Origin of the sequence: Ochrobactrum sp. C6C9 (genome assembly GCF_022627935.1) — a bacterium.
GTDB lineage: Bacteria > Pseudomonadota > Alphaproteobacteria > Rhizobiales > Rhizobiaceae > Brucella > Brucella teleogrylli.
This window is the reverse complement of record NZ_JABXGB010000002.1, coordinates 83207-104439: the sequence shown is the minus strand read 5'-3', so window position 1 is coordinate 104439 and position 21233 is coordinate 83207. Positions and strand designations below refer to the sequence as shown.

Sequence of the window (21233 nt, the reverse complement as noted above, 5' to 3'; positions counted from 1 at the left end):
GTCAGACCGTTGTGAAGGAAGCATCGCGCATGCGTAGCTGGCTAACAAATCCTGTTTCAGGATCGGTCCACGACCCATATTCCAGCGTGCCGCGCGTGAGGATCGGCGCGTTGAACTGCACGAAAGTCTGCTTCGCCGCGAGATAGACCACGACGATATTGTCCGGCCAGTCGGAATCCGACGAGCAGAACGGGCAGATCGACATTGGTATCTCGGTTAGCACAAAGAAATTGGCTTCCGCCTTCAAGGGCGGCGCCATGAAGCCGCTGATGGCAACCTGCTTTCCAGCGGACTGTTTGACCTGATCAGAAAACTCAAGGCCCAGCACGCCGAAACTCTTATAGAGATTGTTGAAGCCGAGTTGCTCGGCAGCCCGCGCCTGCGGGATAGCTGTCGCCAGCGGCATGGCCAGTGCGCCAAGCATCACTTGTCGGCGGCTAAGATGGTTCCGGTTGAACATCGGACGCTCCATCAATTGCGGACAAGCGGCGCGAGCCGCCTGCCCTGTTTCAGGATAAGCCTTCCTATTCGGACTTCGGCTTGCCAAGAGCAAAAGCATCGGCAAGGACGCGATACACATCGCTCTGTTCCATATAGCCGCGCAGCCCTTCAGAACCCGGACCCGTCGCCTGAAGGACGATATCGTCTACCGCGTGAACGCCGGTATCCTCGTCTTTCGGGATGTTGCCCTGCACGAAGACCGCGCCCGGCACATCCTTATAGGCTTCATTGGCGACATACTCGCCCTTTTCGTTCTTGATGGCCGGAACGAACGGATCATCCAGCTTCGGCCGGAAGGTTTCATAATGATCCGGGCCGTTATTGGCAGCCATGAACAGGCGGCGCGAAACGTCCACGCGATCCGGATAGCCGTCTCCGTCCTTGTCCTCATAGTTCGGGAAACCAGCCGCATCATAGGTGCCAACCTTGGCGCGCATTTCATCGCCCGGCTTGTCATCATCGACCGTACCGATAATTGCCACGCCATGAGTGTGGTCGCCGGTCACGACGATCAGCGTATCCGGGTTGTTCTTGGCGAATTCCTGCGCCACACCGACAGCCTTGTCGAACTCGATCGTGTCGACCAGCGCCCGCTCCCAATCGAGCGGATGGCTCATCTTGTCGATCGAAGCGCCTTCCACCATCAGGAAGAAGCCGTCCGGGTTCTTGGAGAGCTTGTCGAGTGCCGCCTTGGTCATGTCGACCAGGCCCGGCTGGTTCGGGAACTTGTCGACAGTGCCCTTCTTCAGAAAGTCGCGATCCAGCGTCACATCCATATTGCCGGTGTGAAACAGGCCAAGCAGGTTCTGCTGGTTGGACTGCCCGGAAGCGGCCAGCTCGTTCTTGTCGGTAACGATGGCATAACCTGCGTCACGGAACAGCTGGATATAATCCTTGTCGTCCTTGCGCTTGGAGCCCGGAACATCCTTACTCAGGAAATAGGCCGAACCGCCGCCCAGAAGCACATCGGGCCTCACATCGTAGAACATGCCGACAATGTCTGCCTTGTCGGAACGCTTGCGCGTGTGGGAAACCAGCGCGGCAGGCGTTGCATCTTCGACTTCTGACGTGGAAACGATGCCGATGGATTTTTTCGTCTGGCGGCGTAGCGCTTCGCCGATTGTTTCGACCTTCGGGTCATCCTGACTCGCCGGAGTGCGGTCAGCATAAACGCCAAGCGCGTTCACCCGCGCTTTGTGGCCGGTCATGTAAGCCGACATGGTGTTGGCGCTGTCGGTCGCAATCGAATGGGTCGATGACGTGCCGATAAAGGCAACCGGCGGAACATCATCCATATTGAGACGGCCATTGGCCTTGCCACCCGCCATGCCCTTGGACATGATGCGCGCGCCGGTGCGATGCGCGACCGAAAGACCATCGGCCACCAGGAAGATGATGTTCTTGGCTTTCGCTTCTGTCGCGGTCGGGTACACATCCCAGGTGACGGCCTTCGTCTCGTCGCCAGCCGAGATTTCAACCTTATAGGCGCCCGGCTCTGCAATTTTCAGATCGCGCAGAATGAGGGCTGAGCCGAGAACCTTGTCCTCGCTCCCCTTTTCTTCCGCAACGAATTCTGCTTTGGCGCCAAACACTGTTTCGTAATCCTTGCCGTTGACGGTCACCTTGACCTCTTCCGGCTTCACCACCTTGTCGAGTTCCACTTTGAAATCGAATGGCGAGCCGACCAGAATCGTGGCCCTGTCGAGCGGATAGATATCGGCGGCATTGGCGGCGCCGCTCAAAATTGTTGCGGACGCGAGAGCGAGCAAAAGCTTGCGCATGTTGGAAATCCCTTCCTACAAAGTGTCAGGTTTCCATAAGCAAGCTAGATGACGCGCATATAACGGTTTTGCATTTGTGATCGGAGGCCCACAAAGGCCCGCTTCGACGGCGTGGCAAAAGCGGTTAAAAAACCGGTCGTTTCGTCCGCGGAATGGAAAATTTCAATGCAATGAGAATAAACAAGATTTTATCGCATATGAAAGCTAATTCCGCGTTAGGTTTTCCTAGCGCGACTAGTTCAAAACCCGATCTATGAGGGGAAAATTTGCCGTTGAGACGAGCTGGGCGCTGTAAAAAGGATCTCTATAGCAACGCTTCGGATGGTAGCGCGAAGAAGTTAAAAAATCTACAGCGCTTAACCAAAAAGCACAAAAATCATCGTTCCTTTCGAAAGGGCCAGTGAAACTCGACTGGAAACTCGAATCGTGCATCGGAACAGTTGAACAGCTTTTCCGAGAAAAATCCAGTTCCCGTTGCAGGAGCAATTTGGCTGACGCGCCCTGCCCTTTTTGCGCTGGTCACTTCATTTCCACACCGTTGTGCGGGGCGCGTCCTGCCGGATATGAACCGGACAATCGGACGCCAAGGCGCACTTGACGATTCGGGCATCCATCCCCGCCTAAAAGCGTGGACGATGACAATAAATGACTCCACCTGCGGTCGCCAGCATGCCGCTTGCAATGATAGACTGCCGTCTAATTCCAATAAAAGTCTTTAAAAACAATTCGATAAAGCAATTCGATTCGGAAGGATAAAATTCTTCGTAATTTTTAATTGCCTGCTAACCCTTTGTTAATTCGGGCAGCTCTTGCGATACAAGAAGAATCGGACATAATGACGGTATTTAGGCGGTATTAGTTCCGATGCCGTCACTAGGGATCCCAAGTCAATGAATATCGCAAATTCAACAGCAGCAGTGTCGTTTGACGACATGATATTGACGCAGGGGAGAGAAATCTCTCGCAAGCTCAATCTGCTGCGCCATGAAAACTTCCCACCGGATGCGCGGAAAAATCTGCGTCAGTTTTCTATGGCCGAAGCTGCATATTTCCTTGGCGTCTCCCCCAGCAATCTGAAGAAGCTACACCTTGAGGGCAAAGGCGTCGAGCCGACTATACTGACAGGTGGACGCCGCGCCTATAGCGTGGACCAACTGCATGAACTGCGTTTGTGGCTTGACCAGAATGGTCGCGCCGAAGTGAAGCGTTATGTTCCGCATCGCCGTGGCCATGAAAAGCTTCAGGTCATCGGCGTTGTGAATTTCAAGGGCGGCTCCGGCAAGACCACGACTGCCGCGCATCTGGCGCAGCATCTCGCCTTGACCGGTCATCGTGTGCTTGCCATCGATCTCGATCCGCAGGCCTCTTTATCGGCACTGCACGGTATCCAGCCAGAGCTGGATGAATTCCCGTCGCTTTACGAAGCCATTCGTTACGATTCCGAAAAGAAGCCCATCCGCGATGTCATTCGCCGGACGAACTTTCCCGGTCTCGATATTATTCCGGCCATGCTGGAGCTGCAGGAATATGAATATGACACGCCTTTGGCCATGCAGAATGGCGGCGAGGGCAAGATGTTCTGGAACCGCATCGCGACGGCTCTGGCCGAAGTCGATGATTCCTACGATGTGGTCGTTATCGACTGCCCTCCCCAGCTTGGCTATCTGACGCTGACGGCGCTGTCCGCTGCAACATCGGTGCTAATCACCGTTCATCCGCAGATGCTCGACCTTATGTCGATGTCGCAGTTCCTTCTGATGCTCGGCGATATTCTCAAGACCGTGCGACAGGCAGGCGGGGCGGTGCAACTCGACTGGTTCCGCTATCTGATTACCCGTTATGAACCGACCGACGTGCCGCAGGCCCAGATGGTCGGTTTCATGCAGAGCATGCTGGCCTCTCACATGCTCAAGCATCAGATGCTGAAATCGACGGCGATTTCGGATGCCGGCCTGACCAAGCAAACGCTTTACGAAGTCGAACGTTCATCCATGAACCGCGGCACCTATGATCGCGCGATGGAAGCCATGGAAGCGGTCAATTCGGAGATTCGCGGGCTTATCCACGAAGCATGGGGGCGTTAGACTGCCGTCTAAAACGGCAAATACGCAATAAAATCAGGTCTCTGACCGGTTTGAGGAATAGAGAATGGCCCGGAAGAACATATTTGACAGCGTGATGCGGAACGAACCGGCGGCGGAACAGCCTTCCCAGCCGGTCGATGCCATATCGCGCCGGTTCGGCGCTGCCAAATCGCTTTCCGCTTCGATTGATGAACTCGCCAAGCAGGCTTCACAAAGGCTGGATGGCGAAACTGTCGTTGAGCTTGATCCCAACAATCTTGATGCGTCCTTTGTTGCCGACCGTCTGCCTGAAGCCGACGATCAGGAATATCAGGAGCTTCTCGAAGCCATTCGCGAGCGTGGCCAGGACAGCCCTATTCTGGTGCGTCCGCATCCTGAGACCAGCGACCGTTATATGATCGTCTTTGGCCATCGCCGTGCCCGTGTTGCACGCGAACTGGGCCTCAAGGTCAAAGCCGTCATCAAGCCGCTTGCCGATCTGGAACATATTCTGAGTCAGGGTCAGGAAAACTCGGCGCGCGCTAATCTCAGCTTCATCGAGCGGGTTTTGTTTGCGGCACGTCTGGAAGCGCTTGGCTTTGAGCGTGAGGCTATTCAGGCCGCTTTGACCATCGACTATCAAACCCTGTCGAAGATGCTGACCATTCCGAAGGCGATACCAGAAGCCATTCTTCTGGCCATCGGTCCTGCCAAGGGCATTGGTCGTGATCGCTGGCTTGAACTGCGTAAGCTGATCGAAATTCCCGGCAAACAAGACGCTGCAGAAGAACTGATGGCGACCGCTGCATTCAAGGCAGCAACGTCGGCTGATCGCTTCGAACAGCTTTACGGTTATCTGAAGGGCGCCCGTCAGAAGAAGTCCGTCACCAAGGCCGCTTTGCGCCCCGGTGCGACATGGACCGCTTCGGACAAGTCCGTCAGCGCCACAATCAAACAGAACGGCAAATCGGCAACGCTGGCTCTTGGTGCAGCCAATGGGCCTCGCTTTGCCGAATGGCTCTCGCGTAATCTGGATACGCTTTATGCGTCCTTCCAGAACGACGAGAAGTAACAAGCTTTCGGATTGGAAAGCGGTTTCCGCAGCCCCGTCCAGTGTCTGAGTACGATTATCTGCGTATCTGTATCGAGACGATCAAGAGCATTTCCAGCGAAACTCTGAAACGGTTTTGCGGGTCATGCAGGCGTTAAATTGAAGAGATGAGTGGTTGCCAACAATCCGGTTGGAAAATCGCTCGAGCGAAAAGGAACGAGATAGCAAAAGAAAAAGGCCCCCAAACGTCGCCGCGTGGAAGCCCTTCTCATTGGTTTAGCAGCTAGAGAATCGCAAATCCACGAATCACTGTCAAGTGTCTTAAGCGTCTTTTCGGCGGGTGGATTTCTTTTGCCTTGTGGAAGGTGAAAGAAAATGGAGATGCATTTGGCTTCGACGCCGTTTGGCAGTCGACCGATGACCGCTGCCTTGTTGGCAGCGCAACGCAATGCACGACAAATGCCGCAAGACCTTGCCGTCGATAAGTGGCAGATGCATCGCTGGCTGTGCGAAGCAAAGACGATCTATGGTTTGAATGATCGCTCGCTGGCGGTTCTGTCAGCATTGCTGTCCTTTCATCCGGACAATCATCTCAAAGCCAATGAAGGCCTGATCGTCTTTCCATCCAACAAGCAATTGGCGTTGCGTGCCCATGGCATGGCGGACGCTACATTGCGGCGTCATCTCGGCGCGCTGGTCGATGCCGGTTTCATCACGCGTCAGGACAGTCCGAACGGCAAGCGTTATGCGCGTCGGGCCAAAGGCGGCGAGTTGCAAATTGCATTCGGCTTTTCGCTCGCTCCTTTGCTGTTGCGCGCCGAAGAACTCGAAACGTCCGCCGAGCAGGTGAGGGCCGAAAAGGCTGCTTTGCGCGAGCAACGTGAACGCTTGACCTTGCTGCGTCGCGATATCGCCAAGCTGATTGAATTTGCCATGACGGAAAACCTTTCCGGTGACTGGTCAGCAATCAACCAGCGCTTCCGAGCCATTGTCGATACGATTCCACGCCGTGCGGAACGCGATGAGCTGGCTCTGTTGGTCGCCGCAATGGAGACACTTTCGGTCGAAATCAATAAGCTGTTGAATATTCAGCAAAATATCGAAAATTTGAGCGGCAATGAGTCTCAAAATGAGCGGCAGCAAATTGAATCGAATCCAGATTCCTATTTTGAAAAGGACAGCGTTTCACAAATCGACCAGCGCCGGATGATAACCGACAAGGCGCAACCAGAACCGACGGTCTCTCTCGATATGGTTCTGCGCGCCTGTCCAGAGATTGAAGCCTATTCATCGAGCCCGATCCGCCAATGGCATGGACTGATGAATGCCGCAGAAACCGTCCGCAGTTTCATCGGGATTGACGCCAAACTTTATGATTTGGCTAAAAAGACGCTTGGAAACTATAATACGGCCATCGCAATTGCCTATATTCTCCAGCGTTATGATCAGATTCGATCGGCAGGCGGTTATCTGCGGATATTGACGGAAAAGGCTGCGGATAGTGGTTTTTCGATCAAGCCGATGATGCTGGCCGCGCTGAATGCACAACGCCGCGCCCAATAGGCAGTAACAGCAAATTTATCAAATATAACGTTTCTAAGAGGCGGAAAAGGAGAGTAATCGATACCGAAAGTGCTTAGTGCTACGCAAGACAAGGAAACAAAGGAAGATATTATATGTTCCTAATATTTCAACAACTTGCATTTGGAAGCACCATAGGTCTGATCAATGTTGTTCTGCATGCTTTAGCAACAATCCTGGTTATCAGGACGACGCGACTTCTCCATAAATCCCTGCGGAAATACGCTATGTTGGCGCTGATATCGACAATGTCGGTTGCCGCGTCGGTTTTGCTGGCAACACAGGTCATCGAAATCATAATATGGTCGGCGTCCTATACCATGGTTCTCGCCATACCCGCCGGGGCAGACGCGCTCTATTTTGCTTTCGTGAATTTTACCTCGCTCGGATATGGAGATATAGTTCCGCTCGCACGCTGGCATCTCATGGGTCCGATGACCGCAATGAATGGCGTTTTGCTCTTCGGCTGGTCTACAGCGGTTCTGTTTCAGGTCCTGACTTTCGCGTTACAAAACCAGAAGACGCCGCGCTTTATTCCAAGACTGGCCACTGACGAGTAGGTCAAATAGCCAAGTAAGGGCGTCTCATCCGACAACCGTAATATTTGAGAACGGAGTATCCGTGCGGTGAATTTGACTATCGATTTCATCAAATATGTTTCCATCGTTTTCATCGGTCTTCTGCCGATCATGAACCCCCTCACGACAATTCCGCTCTATATGGCTTTGACCAAGCGGATGAGCGTGGAGAACAAGCGCAAACAGGCCGTCAAAGCCTGTATCTACGCGTTTTCGATCCTGACGGCATTTTTGCTGCTGGGGCAGGGGATCATCGCGCTGTTCAATATCTCGCTTCCGGGCATCCGGGTCGCAGGCGGCATCATCATCATGATCCTGGCGCTGCGGATGATCTTCTCTGGTGAAGACACTTCGTCGGAGGTCAATGTCGAGCCTTCCGAGATCAAGAAGGCGGAAATCGATTATTCGTTTTCGCCACTTGCCATGCCCAGCCTTGCGGGTCCGGGGTCGATTGCCGTGGTGATGAGTTTTGGTTCGCAAATTCCCGCCGAACACACCATCATCGGCCATATTATCGTGATCGTGGCCATTCTGCTGACGGTCAGCATCGCTTATGCGGCGCTGTCATCGGCAACGTTCCTCGAAAGAATGCTCGGCGATCACGGCATGCAGGCGATCACCAAGATCATGGGCTTTCTCCTGACCTGCATTGCCGTGCAGTTTCTGGCCTCCGGCGTTCACGATTTCTATATCGAGTTCGCCAAGCTGTAAGCGTTCATCTCATTCCATGGCGATGCTGTGATCGACTTCCTGCGCAACCTTTGGCTTGCGGAGCAAAAGAACGAGCGGCATCGCCAGAAGCGACATCAGCATCAACAGCTTGAAATCATCGATATAAGAAATGATTGTCGCCTGTTCGGTGACGATATTGTCCAGAAGCGCGCGTCCGGCAGCTGTTGTCGGATTGAGATATTGTGAAACGACAGCGCCATCGAAATTATGATTGAATGGCGTGACATAGGCGCTGATAGCGGCGTGGTTGGCCTGCACATTTTCCGTCAGCAGCGCTGCAACAATCGATATGCCGACGCTCGATCCGATGTTGCGGGACAGATTATACAGGCCGGTGCCGTCGCCGCGCAGATGCGCGGGGAGGGTGGAAAAGGCAATCGTGGTCAGGGGCACGAACAGGAAGCCCAGACCTGCGCCCTGAATGAAACCAACCCGCACAATGGTCCACTGCGAAACATCGGGCGTCCAGCCCGTCATTTCATACATGGCCCAGGCCGTCAGTCCGAGACCGGTCAAAAGTAGATAACGTGAATCCATACGGCCAATCAGCTTGCCGACCAGAAACATGCAAGCCATGGTGCCCATGCCGCGCGGTCCCATCACGATGCCGGCTGTCGTCACCGGATAGCCCATCAAGGTCTGGAGATATGGCGTCATCAGCGCCAGCGATGCCAGATAGGTCACGCCGATGATAAAGATGAAGAGCATACTCACCGCAAAATTGCGGTCGAGAAACAGCTGCGGTTTGACGAAAGAATTTTCTGCCGTGAATGTATGCACCACAAGCAGGTAAAGGGCTGCCGCGCATACCAGCGACTCGATGACGATTTCGCTCGATGAAAACCAGTCCATCTGCTCGCCGCGGTCAAGAAACAATTGCAGCGAGGCAATGGCGAGACTGAGCAGGCCGAAGCCGGTCCAGTCGAGACGCGCCGTCCGGTCTATCCTGGTTTCAGACACAAAGACCATGATGCCACCGAAAGCCAGCGCACCAATCGGCACATTGATGTAGAAAACCCAGCGCCAGCTCATATTGTCAGTCAGCCAGCCGCCAATGACAGGCCCCAAAACCGGGCCGACCATCACCGAAACGCCGAAAAGTGCCATGGCGGAGCCACGTTCTTCCAGCGTGTAGATATCGAGCAGAATGCCTTGCGACAGTGGCACCAGCGAAGCGCCGAACAGGCCCTGCAACAGCCGGAAACCGACAATCTGCGGCAGGGATTGTGCAAGCCCGCATAGCACCGAGGCCAGCACGAAGCCCGCAATAGCCGCCAGCAACACGCGCTTGCGACCGAATTTGGCGGCCAGAAAGCCGGACGGTGGCGTCATGATCGCAGCCGCCACGATATAAGAGGTCAGCACCCAGTTGATCTGGTCGGCGCTTGCCGAAACGCTGCCCTGAATATAGGGCAGAGCGACATTGGCAATCGTCGTATCCAGCGCTTGCATGATAACCGCGAGAATGACGCAAGCGGTGATCGCGCCGCGATGTGCGACGATGGACGCGCCGGAAATGGCGACGTTAGACATGGTTTCCACCACCGAAGAGATTGGTAATGAAGCGCGGCAGACCGCGCGGATGGCCGGTATCGACCTCCACATTCACGCTCATGCCGACACGCAGCGGCGGTTGGCCATTCTTATTGTCGATGCTGACGCGCATGGGGATGCGCTGCACGACCTTGACCCAGTTGCCGGACGTGTTTTGCGCCGGCAGCAGCGAGAAGCTGGAACCCGAAGCCGGGCTGATACTGGCGACTTTGCCCTCCCAGCGGGCATCGGGATAGGTATCGACCGAGATCGTCACCGGCTGGCCGGGTTCGATCCCGGTCAATTCGGTTTCCTTCGGATTGGCGGTGATCCAGAGATGATCGGACGAAACGAGCGAAAAAGCCTGTTGCGCGGCTTGCAGATAGGAGCCGACCTGCAAGCTGTTCACATTGGTGACGATGCCGTCGAAGGGCGCGCGAACAGTCGCGTCATCAAGCTGGCGCTGGGCTTCATCGAGCTTGGCCTTGGCCTGTAGAAAAAGCGGGTTTTGCTCCACCGGTTGGTCCGCATTGCCGCCGAGCTCGGCCATTGCCGACTGGGCCTGCGCCTTCGCCACGGCAACCTTCTGCTTGGCGGCATCGAGGTCGTGTTTCGCCTGATCGAAAGTCGCCCGCGATGACGCGCTGGTCGCCACGAGATCCTGCTGCCGCTTGAAGGTCGCCTGATAGAAGGGCAGATCGGTCTCGGCCTGCGTGATTTCAGCAAGCGATTGCTGATAGCTGGCCTGAAGCGCAAGAATCTGATTGCGCACATGGCCGAGTTCGGCCTGAGCGCCTTCAAGCGCAATGGCAAAGGAATCCGGCTTCAGGCGAAACAACACCTGTCCGGCTTTGACCAGCTCGTTTTCATGCACGTCAATACCAGCGACAAGGCCCGAAACATCGGTCGAAATGCCCACCATATCGGCCTGCACATAGGCATTATCCGTCGAAACATAGCGCCCGCCAGTAACGTAGAAATAGCCGCCGACAACAAGCGCCAGCGGCAGAAGAGAAAACATCATGCGGCGGCGCCTTAACCGGCGGTGAGTGGCAATCTCGCTTGCGGCGGGCTTTTGGGCCGCGTCGGTGGCCGCTTGCGGCTGTGCGGTCGGACCCGTGCTTTCAGCGCAGGTTTCCCGACGTGCTTCAGGCTCATCCCGTTCGATAGTGGCGGGATGTTTTACGATATTGGACGTGTCAGTCATGATCTGTATCTTCGTTGACGATTTCAGGACTTACGGGAGTCCGGCAAGCCCGGGAGAGATTGTCTTTCATCGACAGGAGGGTCTGGATCAACTGCTCCTGTTCCGCCTGCGAAACACCTTCAAGCGACTCGGCCCGCGTCTGGCCGCCGAGTTCGCGCATAACTTCCAGAAGCGGCATAGCCGCCTCGCATATGAAAATCAGATGCGCACGCCGATCGGTCGGGTGGGGTCGTCTTTCGACAAATCCCTGTTCAACGAGCCGGTCGAGAATGCGCGTGAGAGTTATAGCCTCCACGTCCAGCAGATCAGCCAGACTGCGTTGCATGATCCCGTCATTCTTCGAGAGGAAAGCCAGCGTTTGCCACTGGGCCCGTGTCAGGCCAGTTCCGCGTGCGCGCTGCTCAAAACGTTTGCGAAGAAGGCGGGCCACATCATGCAACAGAAAACCGAGAACGCGGGTGTCCGTCACTTGTATGCCCACTTATTTATAAGCTAACTTATTATTTGTAGCTTATGACAAGTGTCTTGAATATGGCAAGCGAATTGGATCGCAGGCAGCGGCCCGCGATTTCACAATCACGTGACAACTTGTTGGGAGTGGGCGTTGCCAGTCAGTGCGCTGCTTGCGGCGTGACGGCTTCCAGCCATTGCGCGCGATAAGCGGTATAGACATTGCCGGAAGCGTCATTATCCGGCTGATAGGTTCTGCCGTGCTTTTCCTTCGGCGTCGCACCCGCCAGAAGCCCGGCGCCGGTGGCCGTTCCCGTCGATCCGGCAATGGCTTCGACTTCGCGACCCGAGAAATTCGCCAATGCTTTCAGATAAATGGGATTATCGGAAAAAGGGCCTTCGACCACAATAGGCCCCTTAGCGCCCAATAGGCCAAGGCAACTTTCAGTCATCAGCGCGGCATAGATGCAGGCGGCAGCATAACGTTCTGCATCGCTCGCTTGATCCGCATTGCGCCAGCGCAGATGCGTGTTGGGGAAAGGGCCACAGTTCGGAACGGCGGAAGGCAGAGCCATGATCCCGTGATGCAGAATCTGCGCGGCAAGGGCATCGTATTCGGTGGGGGAGGGTCTTTGCAGCCCTTCGGTCATCAGATCGAATTCGCGCCCGCCCATATAACGCGCCGAAGGCACGGTACAGCCATAGGCATCGACATTGGCCAGCGTGTCGCGTTTTGGGTCTAGCCCGTCGAGATTGCCGCCCACGGCGAAGCTCACCACCCAAGTGCCCGTCGAAACCACCGAAAACGCGCCTTCGCGATCCATCAGATGGGCGAGCAGCGAAGCATTGGAATCGTGAATGCCGCAATGTACCGTAACGGGCAAGGGCAGTCCTATTTCCATCGCGATCGCTGGCATCAGCGGCCCAAGCGCGTCGAAGGCGGAGCGCAGCGGCGGGAATTTTTCGCGAATGTCCAGACGGTCGACAAGCGCCGAAAAAGCAGATTGCTTCGGTAGCCACAAATCCGTGTGACAGCCAAGCGACGTGACTTCTGACGCGGCAATGCCGGTCAGACGCCAGGCCCAATATTGCGGATAGGTGAATATGAAATGCGTGCGCGCAAAATCGGCGGGGAAGGCCGTTTTCAGATAGTGAAGCTGCGCACCGAGATTAAGGCCAAGCGACAGGGTCGGCGAAAAAGTATCGCGAAAGTCCGGTTTTATGGCTGCATAGGCGGCACGAATCTCGGCTGGATATTCAAGCTCATAGTCGAGTACCGGCATTGCCAGCGTGCCGTCTTCAGCAACGAGGGCCGCCGATGCGCCATGCGTGGTGATGGAAATGGCATCGAAACCCGGCTCCAGCGCAAATTCCGAGAGACTTGCCAGAAAGAAGCGCCATAGCGCCTCGATATCATAATGCGGATAGGGGCCGTCGCGAAGTACAGTGTTCGGCATGCGGCGCGCGGCAATTTCCTCGCCGCCTGCCGCATCGAGTATGACGACTTTGGCATTGGTCTTGCCGATATCGAGAATGGCGATGCGCTTCATGACATGTGAAACACTGGCTTGAGATCGACGGAAACTGGCGAATTATCAGGGTTCGTCGCCATGATATCGGCCATATGCGCCCACCATTTTTTCATCACTGGATGGTCGGGCAGGGCGGCCATGCCGTGTCCGGCGCTGCGCGTCAGCACGCCAAACAGGCTATTGGTTTCTTCATCGAGATAGATGGCATAGTCCGACACGCCTGCCGTGTGCAGAAGTTCTACCAGTTCCGGCCAGATTTCGTCATGGCGGCGGCGATATTCGGCCTCCATGCCGGGATTGAGCGTCATGCGAAATGCATAGCGTTCCGTCGTCATGCCGTGCGCCTCGCTCTGAACTGTCGGATCAGGATCGGCAGCGAAATGGTGATAATCAGCAGAAGGCCGATGAAGATCGACATGACGATGCCCGGCACATTGAGAAGGCCTAGCCCGAAGGTCACGAGGCCCATCACGAAAGCGGCAATCACCACGCCGACAATGGTGCCTGATCCGCCGAGGATCGAAACGCCGCCCAGCACGACCATGGTGACGATTTCCAGCTCCCAGCCTTGCGCGATGGACGGGCGTGTGGAGCCGAGGCGCGAGGTCAGGCAGACGGCAGCGATACCGCTCATCACGCCGGTCATCAGGAACAGCACGAATTTGGTTTTTTCAACCGGAATACCAGAAAAGCGCGCCGCGAATTCATTGTTGCCGATGGCATAGACGCGGCGTCCGAAGCTGGTGGCATGCAGCAGAACGCCAAACAGCACAGCGAACAGAACGAACAGCGCAAATTCGAACGAGATCACCCAGAAGACATAGCCCTGTCCGAAATAGGCAAAGCTTTCCGGATAGCCGCCAAAGGCCTGATCGCCGAGCACGATATAGGAAATACCGCGGAAAAGGCTCATCGTGCCGATGGTCACGACGATGGATGGCAGTTTCAGCCCGGCCACCAGCCCGCCATTGATCGCGCCGCAGACAAGGCCCGTGCCGATGCCGATGGCGACCAGACCCGGCGTGCCGACGCCCGCCTGCGCGGCCGCGCCCATGGCCGTCGAGGAAAGCGCGATGATCGCGGCGACCGAGAGGTCGATTTCACCGGAAATGATCAGAAGCGTCATCGCAAAGGCAATCAGCGCCTTTTCCGTGAAGTTGAACGTGGCGTCGGAGAGGTTCCAGGCATCGAGAAAATAGGGCGAGGCGAAGGAATTCGCGATGAAGATCGCAATCGCCACGCCAAGCAGCAGCATTTCCCAGCTGGCGAAGATGCGCGAGAAGGGCGTGCCTAGGCGGTCTGGAATGTGACGGCGCTGGTCGTTGGTATCGGTCTCGCTCATGCCGCAACCTCCTCATAAGTCTTCGCGGCCTTATCGCGCAGGATGATGCGTCCGCGCCGCTTTTCCTGCCGCGCATTGAAAATCACCGCCAGAATGATGACGGAACCGGAAATCGCCATCTGCCAGAAGGGTGAAATGTCGATAACCGGCAAAGCGTTTTTGATGACACCGAGAAACAGCGCGCCCAGAACCGCACCGGCTACCGTGCCGATGCCGCCAAGCGTCGAGATGCCGCCGATGACGCAGGCCGCAACGCTGTCGAGTTCGAAACCGGCGGCCACATCCACATAGGCGACGGCATAGCGCGACACCCAGAGATAACCGCATAGTCCGGCGAGGGCCCCCGACAACACGAAGGCAAAGAAGCGCGTGCGACCCACATCGATGCCGGTATAGACGGCGGCGGTCGGATTGCCGCCGGACGCATAAAGGGCGCGTCCGAAAAATGTCCGCGTCAGCAGCACATAGACGAGCGCGACGATCAGGATTGCCGTCCAGCCGAGGAGCGGCAGGCCGAGAAAAGGCGTGCGTGGCGTGTTGAGAAAGGGCGCTGTCATCTGGTGCGCATTCACCCATGCGCCGCCGGACAGCACAAAGGCCATGCCGCGATAGATGGTGAGCGTGCCAAGCGTGACGACAATCGCCGGAATGTTGAGCTTCCAGACGAGAATGCCGTTGATCGCGCCCAGAACAGCGCCAATGCCGATGGCAAGCACGATCAGCAGCACCAGCGGCAGACCGGGATAGGTCGCGTTCAGCATCGCCACGGCCATGCCGGTAAAGGCGAGATTGGCAGCAACCGACAAATCGATCGACTTGGTCAGGATAACCGCCATCTGGCCGAGCGCGATGATGATCAGGATCGACGTGTCGTTGAAGATGCCCGCCAGATTGCCGACGCTGGCAAAGCCCGGCGCGCGGCTGGCGAACAGGCCCACCAGAAGCGCGATGATGACGAGGAGCAGGAGTTCCCGCTGTTTCGGCAATTGTTTCATGATCTACTCCGCAGCCTCCTCGGCATTGCCCGTGGCGGCGCGCACCAGCACTTCCGCGTCGAGGCTTGCGCGTTCGAAGACGCCTTCCATCAGGCCCTCGCGCATGACCATCACGCGGTCCGACATGCCGATGATTTCCGGCAGTTCCGACGAGATCATGATGATGCTGAGACCCTCGGCGGCGAGTTCGCTGATGAAGGCGTGAACCGCGGCCTTGGAACCGATATCGATGCCCTTGGTCGGTTCGTCGAGAATGATGACCTTCGGATTTGTGGCGAGCCACTTGCCGATGACGACCTTCTGCTGATTGCCGCCAGACAGCGTTCCGACCGGGACGGAAAGGGCGGCGGCGCGCAGGTCGAAGCGCTCGGCATATTTACGCGCCAGCGCCAGTTCTTCGGCCATGCGCAAAAAACCATTGCGCGAGGTGCGGGCGAGCGACGGCAGCGAAACATTCTGAAAGATCGGTAGTTGCAGCACCGCGCCGTGGCGTCCGCGCTCTTCCGGCACATAGACAATGCCATGCGCCACCGCGTCGCCGGGGCGGCGGATGCTGATCTCGCGATCTTCAAGCGTCACACGGCCACGCGATGGCTTGGTGATACCGAACAGCGATTGTGCGAATTCCGAGCGTCCCGCGCCGACAAGGCCGTAAACGCCGAGAATTTCCCCCTTGCGCAGCTCAAAGGAAATGTCGCGAAACTCGGTCGGGTGCGAATAGTTTTCAACCTTCAACACCGGCTTGCCGATGGTGACATTCTGCTTGGGGAAGGCCTGATCGACAGACCGCCCGACCATCATACGCACGATATCGTTCTGCCGCGTATCGGCAAGCGTACCGTGGCCGACGGCGTGTCCGTCGCGGAAAACCGCATAATTATCGGCGATTTCGTAGACTTCATCGAATTTGTGGCTGATGAACAGGATGGCTTTGCCCTGCGCTTTCAGCCGCGCCACGATGCGAAACAGGTCGTCCACTTCCTTGCGCGACAGGGCCGCGGTCGGCTCGTCCATGATGACGATGCGCGAATCCACCGACAGCGCGCGAGCAATGGCGACCAGATGGCGCTGGGCGATGGAAAGTTCCTTGAGCTTTATCCGGGCATCGACCGTCGTTTCCAGCGAGGAAAGCAGCGCCTGCGAACGGGCATAGACGGCCTTCCAGTTGACGAAGCCGAGTTTCGTGCGCGGCGCATGGCCGAGATAGATGTTTTCGCCCACCGACAATTCGTCAAAGAGCACGGTTTCCTGATGAATGGCCGTTACGCCGTGATCGGTCGCATCCTGTGCGGTCGCCAGATGCACCGGATTGCCGTCGATGAGGATTTCGCCTTCATCGGGCTGATAAATGCCGGTGAGGATTTTCACGAGCGTGGACTTGCCCGCGCCGTTCTCGCCGATCAATGCCGTTACCTTACCGGGATAGAGCGCGATATTGACGTCATCGAGCGCACGCACACCGGGAAATGTCTTGGCAATGCCGCGCATTTCCAGAATGGGCTGATCCGTCGGGGCAAGCACCGTCTGCTCACCGCTGGAATCACCGCTTGAGAGAAAAGCTGCATTCATTGCAGACACCTGAAATCGAATCCGGGGAATGGGAGGCGGCATCCGTTCAGCGAATGCCGCCTCTTTTCATGAATGCGCATCCTTTCGGGATGCGCTTTCCGATCAGAAGACCTTGGAGAACTGGTCGATGTTCTTTTCGTCATAGACGAAAGGATCGCTCATCGCGGCTTCGCCGTTTTCGCCGATCTTGATCTTGCCCATGCGTCCGGCATCGATTTCGGAACCCGGCTTGCCATCGGCATCACCCTTGACGAGGTGATAGGCGATCTGGGTTGCGGAATAGCCGAGATCAATCGGATTCCAGATGGCGAATTCCTTGGTCGCGCCCGACTTGATGGCGCCAGCCATTTCAGACGGCAGGCCAAGGCCCGTCACATAGACATCACCGATCTTGCCCGCATCCTTCACGGCCTGCGAAGCAGCCAGAACGCCCACGGTGGTCGGCGCCACGATGACCTTGACGTTCGGGTTCGACTTCAGGAGGCCTTGTGCTTCACGATAGCTCTTGTCGGCAAGATCGTCGCCATAGACGGTCGTGACCAGATTGAGGCCGGGGAAGTCCTTCAGTTGCTTCTTCATCTCGCCGATCCAGATATTCTGGTTGGTCGAGGTGGTGGTGGCCGACAGGATCGCAAAATCACCCTTGCCGTCTGGCAGGTGGTCGGCAACAAGCTTCAGGCACATCTTGCCAATCAGCTCGTTGGACGATGGGTTCAAATGCACGATACGGCCAGCCGGAGCCACGCCGGAATCCCACGAAATCACCTTGATGCCGCGCTGGGCGGCCTTTTTCAGCGCCGGTACGACCGCATCCGGGTCGTTGGCGGAAATGGCGATGGCGTTGACGCCCTGGGCGATCAGCGAATTGATGACTTCAATCTGGCCTTCGGCGGTCGTGGTGGTCGGGCCGGTATAGATGACCTCAACGCCGCCCAGTTCCTTGGCGGCTTCCTGCGCACCCTTGTTGGCGGCTTCAAAGAAGCCGTTGCCGAGCGACTTCGCGACGAGCGCGATCTTGATGTCGGCGGCCTGTGCTTGGGCGGCCATGAAGGCGACGGCCAGCGCAGTACCGAGTGCGAGTTTCTTGAAAAGTTTCATGTCTCATTCCTCCCAGTATAAAGACATATTTTCACAACGATCCCGGCATTGGCCGGGATGATAATAGAGTTGGCTCAGGCAACCTCGGCGGAATCCCCCTGTTCGCCACCCTTGCCGGCATTTGCGGAAGCCTGCGCTACAATCAGCCGGATACCCGCATTTTCCACCATCCGCCGCGCCTCATCGGAAATGCCGTCATCGGTGATCAGCGTGCTGACACGGTCGAGCGGGCAAAGGATGAGGCTGGAACGGCGGGTGAATTTCGATGAATCGACCATCAGGACGAGCTCGTCCGCCTGGCCCATCAGTTTCTGTTCGCTCTGGATGATCAGTGCGTCGGATTCCATCACGCCGAGCGGGCTGATACCCTGACAGCCCATGAACATGCGCCGACCGTAAAAATTACGGATGACGTCATTGTCGAAAGGCGAAAGGATCAGGCTCTGGTCGCGATAGATCGCGCCACCGGGCACGATCACCGTGCTTTTCGACTGCCGCAACAGATGTTCGGCAATGGCGAAGGAATTCGTCAGCACCTGAAGGCGGCGCGCCGTCAGATAATGCACCATCTGGAATGTCGTGGAGCCGCCATTGATAATGATGCTGTCGCCTTCATCGCAAAGCGCCACGGCTTCACGGGCGATGGCGCGCTTGCGGTCGCCATTTTCGGATTCCGAAACCTTGAAGGGACGCCCGGCCAGACTGCCGAACTGCGGCGGATGGATGGCTTCCGCTCCACCGCGCACACGCTTGATGCGGCCCTGCATATGCAACGATGCGATATCGCGCCGAAGGGTCGCTTCCGACGCCTCCGTCAATTCCACCAGATCCTGAATGGTGATCACCGGCTTTTCCTGAACAGCGCTCAGGATGATGCGGTGGCGCTCTCTTTCGTGCATGGCTCCTCCTGCTTCCATCTATTCTCAAATTGGTGGCGCATGTCAATCACAAACAATCAATAATTCGCACATGCGTGAAATATTTGATCGGTTATGATTGTTTGCGATTGACAGTATTTCGTTTCATGCGTCATATCTGCCGCCAACATGATCGCTCGCGCATGGGAAGGTGCGCGACGCGATTGGCCATACAGACTTGGGAGGATGACATGGTGGACAGCAATCGGCTGCTCGATAATCGCTGGGACGACGCCAAGGCGGCAACGCTGGATGAGCCGGGAAAGCTGCTTTACCGCTCCAATCTGCTCGGGTCAGACAAGCGCATCACCAATTATGGCGGCGGCAACACCTCTGCCAAGGTCGAGGAAATCGATCCGTTGACCGGCGAAAAGGTTCAAGTTCTCTGGGTCAAGGGTTCGGGCGGCGATGTGGGCACCATCAAGCTCGACGGTTTCGCCACGCTTTATCAGGACAAGCTCGATGCGCTGAAAGGCATCTATAAGGGCGTCGAGGATGAGGACCGCATGGTCGGCTTCCTGCCGCATTGCACCTTCAACCTCAATCCGCGGGCCGCATCCATCGATACGCCGCTGCATGGTTTTGTCGCTTTCAGCCATGTCGATCACATGCATCCCGATGCGATCATCGCGATTGCTGCCTCCAGGAATTCCCGCGAGCTGACGGCCGAGATTTTCGGTGACGATATTGGCTGGCTGCCGTGGCGTCGCCCGGGCTTCCAGCTCGGTCTCGATCTTGAGGCTTTCGTCAAGGCGCATCCAAAGGCCAAAGGCGTTGTTCTTGAAAGTCATGGGCTTTTCACCTGGGCCAATGATGCGAAGACCTGTTACGAAACCACGCTCGCCATCATCAACAAAGCCATTGAATGGCTGGACCAGAAGATGGCAGGCAAACCCGCTTTCGGCGGTGCTGTCACACAAAGTCTCGCGGCCTCCGAGCGCCGCGCCATTGCAGCGCGACTGATGCCGGAAATTCGCGGTCTTATCGGCAAGGAAGAGCGTAAGCTCGGTCACTTCGACGATCAGGATGCGGTGCTGGAATTCGTGAATGCGAAGGAACTGCGCCCGCTGGCCGCTTTGGGCACATCCTGCCCGGATCATTTTTTGCGCACCAAAATCCGCCCGCTGGTCGTCAATTTCGATCCGGCCAAGCCGGATGTGGACGCCATCGTTGCCGGGCTTGAGGATGCGCTCGAAGCCTATCGCGCCGATTACAAGCGCTATTATGAGACCTGCAAACACGACAATTCGCCCAAAATGCGCGATCCCAATCCGGTGATTTTCCTGATCCCCGGCGTCGGCATGCTGTCCTTTGCCCGCGACAAGGCGACAGCGCGTATCGCCGGCGAGTTCTATGTCAATGCGATCAATGTCATGCGCGGCGCATCTGCCGTGTCCGAATATCAGGGACTGCCGGAACAGGAAGCCTTCGACATCGAATATTGGCTGCTTGAGGAAGCCAAGCTGCAACGCATGCCGAAGCCGAAAAGCCTTGCCGGGCGCATTGCGCTTATCACGGGTGGCGCTGGCGGCATCGGCTATGCCACCGCCGAGCGGCTGGCGGGCGAGGGCGCTTGCGTGGTTCTGGCGGATATTGACGCAGAATCGCTCAAATCCGCTCACGCCAATCTATCGAAGCGTTTTGGCGCTGATCAGGTGCGCAGCGTCGAACTGAACGTGACCGACGAAAAGGGCGTCGCAAACGCCTTTGTCGAGGCCAGCGTTGAACTCGGCGGCATCGACATTCTGGTCTCCAATGCAGGCATTGCGTCATCGGCTCCTGTCGAAGCGACCGAATTGTCGATGTGGAACCGCAATATCGACATTCTGGCGACCGGCTATTTCCTCGTTTCGCGGGAGGCGTTCCGTCTGTTCCGCCGCCAGAAGATCGGCGGCAATGTGGTGTTCGTCGCCTCCAAGAATGGTCTGGCCGCATCGCCCAATGCGTCCGCCTATTGCACGGCCAAGGCTGCTGAAATCCATCTGGCCCGCTGTCTGGCGCTGGAAGGTGCCGATGCCGGTATCCGCGTCAATGTGGTCAATCCGGATGCAGTTCTGCGCGGTTCCAAGATCTGGGATGGCGAGTGGCGCGAACAGCGCGCGGCGTCCTCCAAGATCGACGTTTCGGAGCTGGAGGAGCATTATCGCAAGCGGTCGCTGTTGAAGCTCAATGTGCTGCCGGAAGATATTGCCGAGGCGATCTATTTCCTCGCCAGCGACGCTTCGGCAAAATCAACCGGTAACATCATCAATGTCGATGCCGGGAACCAGCAGAGCTTTCCGCGCTGACCGTATAATGAGGAC

18 protein-coding genes are annotated in these 21233 nt (G+C 56.8%); 6 read left to right on the top strand and 12 right to left on the bottom strand.

The features are described 5' to 3' along the window. Position 1 precedes the first annotated feature (1 nt). Both HWD97_RS01930 and HWD97_RS01925 read right to left on the bottom strand, forming a co-directional pair. A complete protein-coding gene (locus tag HWD97_RS01930; RefSeq protein WP_121538412.1) occupies positions 2-460 on the bottom strand; it encodes a hypothetical protein in 459 nt (152 codons plus the stop codon). A gap of 64 nt (positions 461-524) precedes the next feature. Further along, the gene (locus HWD97_RS01925; RefSeq protein ID WP_109366825.1) at positions 525-2282 is read right to left on the bottom strand and encodes an alkaline phosphatase; all 1758 of its coding nucleotides are present in this window, start codon (positions 2280-2282) and stop codon (positions 525-527) included. A gap of 890 nt (positions 2283-3172) precedes the next feature. Here HWD97_RS01925 and repA point away from each other — a divergent pair. From repA to HWD97_RS01900, 5 genes are all read left to right on the top strand, one after another. Continuing rightward, on the top strand, positions 3173-4366 hold the full coding sequence (repA, locus tag HWD97_RS01920; RefSeq protein WP_109366824.1) for a plasmid partitioning protein RepA: 1194 nt from the start codon (positions 3173-3175) through the stop codon (positions 4364-4366). 64 nt (positions 4367-4430) lie between these two features. Further along, positions 4431-5417 (top strand): plasmid partitioning protein RepB, encoded by a 987-nt coding sequence (gene repB / locus HWD97_RS01915; RefSeq protein ID WP_121538408.1) that lies wholly within the window; start codon positions 4431-4433, stop codon positions 5415-5417. A gap of 354 nt (positions 5418-5771) precedes the next feature. Beyond that, on the top strand, positions 5772-6959 hold the full coding sequence (gene repC, locus HWD97_RS01910; protein ID WP_121538406.1) for a plasmid replication protein RepC: 1188 nt from the start codon (positions 5772-5774) through the stop codon (positions 6957-6959). A 245-nt stretch (positions 6960-7204) separates the two neighbouring features. After that, positions 7205-7537, top strand: a complete 333-nt coding sequence (locus HWD97_RS01905; protein ID WP_235858967.1) for a potassium channel family protein — start codon at positions 7205-7207, stop codon at positions 7535-7537. Between the two features lie 66 nt (positions 7538-7603). Further along, on the top strand, positions 7604-8266 hold the full coding sequence (locus HWD97_RS01900) for a MarC family NAAT transporter (RefSeq protein ID WP_109366820.1): 663 nt from the start codon (positions 7604-7606) through the stop codon (positions 8264-8266). A 9-nt stretch (positions 8267-8275) separates the two neighbouring features. Here HWD97_RS01900 and HWD97_RS01895 read toward each other — a convergent pair whose 3' ends face one another. The 10 genes from HWD97_RS01895 to HWD97_RS01850 form a co-directional block, all read right to left on the bottom strand. After that, a complete protein-coding gene (locus tag HWD97_RS01895; RefSeq protein WP_121538402.1) occupies positions 8276-9820 on the bottom strand; it encodes a DHA2 family efflux MFS transporter permease subunit in 1545 nt (514 codons plus the stop codon). Next, positions 9813-11027, bottom strand: a complete 1215-nt coding sequence (locus tag HWD97_RS01890; RefSeq protein WP_371834623.1) for an HlyD family secretion protein — start codon at positions 11025-11027, stop codon at positions 9813-9815. The genes HWD97_RS01895 and HWD97_RS01890 overlap by 8 nt, the downstream gene beginning before the upstream one ends. Further along, positions 11020-11496 (bottom strand): MarR family winged helix-turn-helix transcriptional regulator, encoded by a 477-nt coding sequence (locus HWD97_RS01885; RefSeq protein ID WP_121538398.1) that lies wholly within the window; start codon positions 11494-11496, stop codon positions 11020-11022. Before HWD97_RS01885 ends, HWD97_RS01890 begins: the two co-directional genes overlap by 8 nt. 142 nt (positions 11497-11638) lie before the next feature. Then, a complete protein-coding gene (locus HWD97_RS01880) occupies positions 11639-13027 on the bottom strand; it encodes an FGGY-family carbohydrate kinase (protein WP_121538396.1) in 1389 nt (462 codons plus the stop codon). Continuing rightward, positions 13024-13344 carry an L-rhamnose mutarotase gene (gene rhaM, locus HWD97_RS01875; protein WP_109366815.1) on the bottom strand — a complete coding sequence of 107 codons (321 nt, stop codon included), beginning with the start codon at positions 13342-13344 and terminating at the stop codon, positions 13024-13026. Before rhaM ends, HWD97_RS01880 begins: the two co-directional genes overlap by 4 nt. Next, positions 13341-14351 (bottom strand): ABC transporter permease, encoded by a 1011-nt coding sequence (locus HWD97_RS01870; protein ID WP_109366814.1) that lies wholly within the window; start codon positions 14349-14351, stop codon positions 13341-13343. Before HWD97_RS01870 ends, rhaM begins: the two co-directional genes overlap by 4 nt. Further along, entirely contained in the window at positions 14348-15346 is a 999-nt protein-coding gene (locus HWD97_RS01865) for an ABC transporter permease (protein WP_109366813.1), read from the bottom strand. The genes HWD97_RS01870 and HWD97_RS01865 overlap by 4 nt, the downstream gene beginning before the upstream one ends. A 3-nt stretch (positions 15347-15349) precedes the next feature. Further along, entirely contained in the window at positions 15350-16915 is a 1566-nt protein-coding gene (locus tag HWD97_RS01860; protein ID WP_167836088.1) for a sugar ABC transporter ATP-binding protein, read from the bottom strand. A 102-nt stretch (positions 16916-17017) separates the two neighbouring features. Further along, a complete protein-coding gene (rhaS, locus tag HWD97_RS01855) occupies positions 17018-18013 on the bottom strand; it encodes a rhamnose ABC transporter substrate-binding protein (RefSeq protein WP_109366812.1) in 996 nt (331 codons plus the stop codon). Between the two features lie 74 nt (positions 18014-18087). Then, positions 18088-18912: a DeoR/GlpR family DNA-binding transcription regulator gene (locus HWD97_RS01850; RefSeq protein WP_109366811.1), complete on the bottom strand. Its 825-nt coding sequence runs from the start codon at positions 18910-18912 to the stop codon at positions 18088-18090. A 209-nt stretch (positions 18913-19121) separates the two neighbouring features. Here HWD97_RS01850 and HWD97_RS01845 point away from each other — a divergent pair, with 209 nt between their 5' ends. Continuing rightward, on the top strand, positions 19122-21218 hold the full coding sequence (locus tag HWD97_RS01845; protein ID WP_109366810.1) for a bifunctional rhamnulose-1-phosphate aldolase/short-chain dehydrogenase: 2097 nt from the start codon (positions 19122-19124) through the stop codon (positions 21216-21218). The last annotated feature ends 15 nt before the right edge of the window (positions 21219-21233 follow it).

What these genes read in the sequence shown, in the direction of transcription:
- repB (WP_121538408.1), top strand. Translation starts at nt 4,431, where the DNA reads ATGGCCCGGAAGAACATATTTGACAGCGTGATGCGGAACGAACCGGCG.
- HWD97_RS01845 (WP_109366810.1), top strand. Translation starts at nt 19,122, where the DNA reads ATGGTGGACAGCAATCGGCTGCTCGATAATCGCTGGGACGACGCCAAG.
- HWD97_RS01895 (WP_121538402.1), bottom strand. Translation starts at nt 9,820, where the DNA reads ATGTCTAACGTCGCCATTTCCGGCGCGTCCATCGTCGCACATCGCGGC.
- HWD97_RS01890 (WP_371834623.1), bottom strand. Translation starts at nt 11,027, where the DNA reads ATGACTGACACGTCCAATATCGTAAAACATCCCGCCACTATCGAACGG.
- HWD97_RS01850 (WP_109366811.1), bottom strand. Translation starts at nt 18,912, where the DNA reads ATGCACGAAAGAGAGCGCCACCGCATCATCCTGAGCGCTGTTCAGGAA.
- repA (WP_109366824.1), top strand. Translation starts at nt 3,173, where the DNA reads ATGAATATCGCAAATTCAACAGCAGCAGTGTCGTTTGACGACATGATA.
- HWD97_RS01905 (WP_235858967.1), top strand. Translation starts at nt 7,205, where the DNA reads ATGTTGGCGCTGATATCGACAATGTCGGTTGCCGCGTCGGTTTTGCTG.
- HWD97_RS01870 (WP_109366814.1), bottom strand. Translation starts at nt 14,351, where the DNA reads ATGAGCGAGACCGATACCAACGACCAGCGCCGTCACATTCCAGACCGC.
- HWD97_RS01880 (WP_121538396.1), bottom strand. Translation starts at nt 13,027, where the DNA reads ATGAAGCGCATCGCCATTCTCGATATCGGCAAGACCAATGCCAAAGTC.
- repC (WP_121538406.1), top strand. Translation starts at nt 5,772, where the DNA reads ATGGAGATGCATTTGGCTTCGACGCCGTTTGGCAGTCGACCGATGACC.
- HWD97_RS01925 (WP_109366825.1), bottom strand. Translation starts at nt 2,282, where the DNA reads ATGCGCAAGCTTTTGCTCGCTCTCGCGTCCGCAACAATTTTGAGCGGC.
- rhaS (WP_109366812.1), bottom strand. Translation starts at nt 18,013, where the DNA reads ATGAAACTTTTCAAGAAACTCGCACTCGGTACTGCGCTGGCCGTCGCC.
- HWD97_RS01865 (WP_109366813.1), bottom strand. Translation starts at nt 15,346, where the DNA reads ATGAAACAATTGCCGAAACAGCGGGAACTCCTGCTCCTCGTCATCATC.
- HWD97_RS01860 (WP_167836088.1), bottom strand. Translation starts at nt 16,915, where the DNA reads ATGAATGCAGCTTTTCTCTCAAGCGGTGATTCCAGCGGTGAGCAGACG.
- rhaM (WP_109366815.1), bottom strand. Translation starts at nt 13,344, where the DNA reads ATGACGACGGAACGCTATGCATTTCGCATGACGCTCAATCCCGGCATG.
- HWD97_RS01930 (WP_121538412.1), bottom strand. Translation starts at nt 460, where the DNA reads ATGTTCAACCGGAACCATCTTAGCCGCCGACAAGTGATGCTTGGCGCA.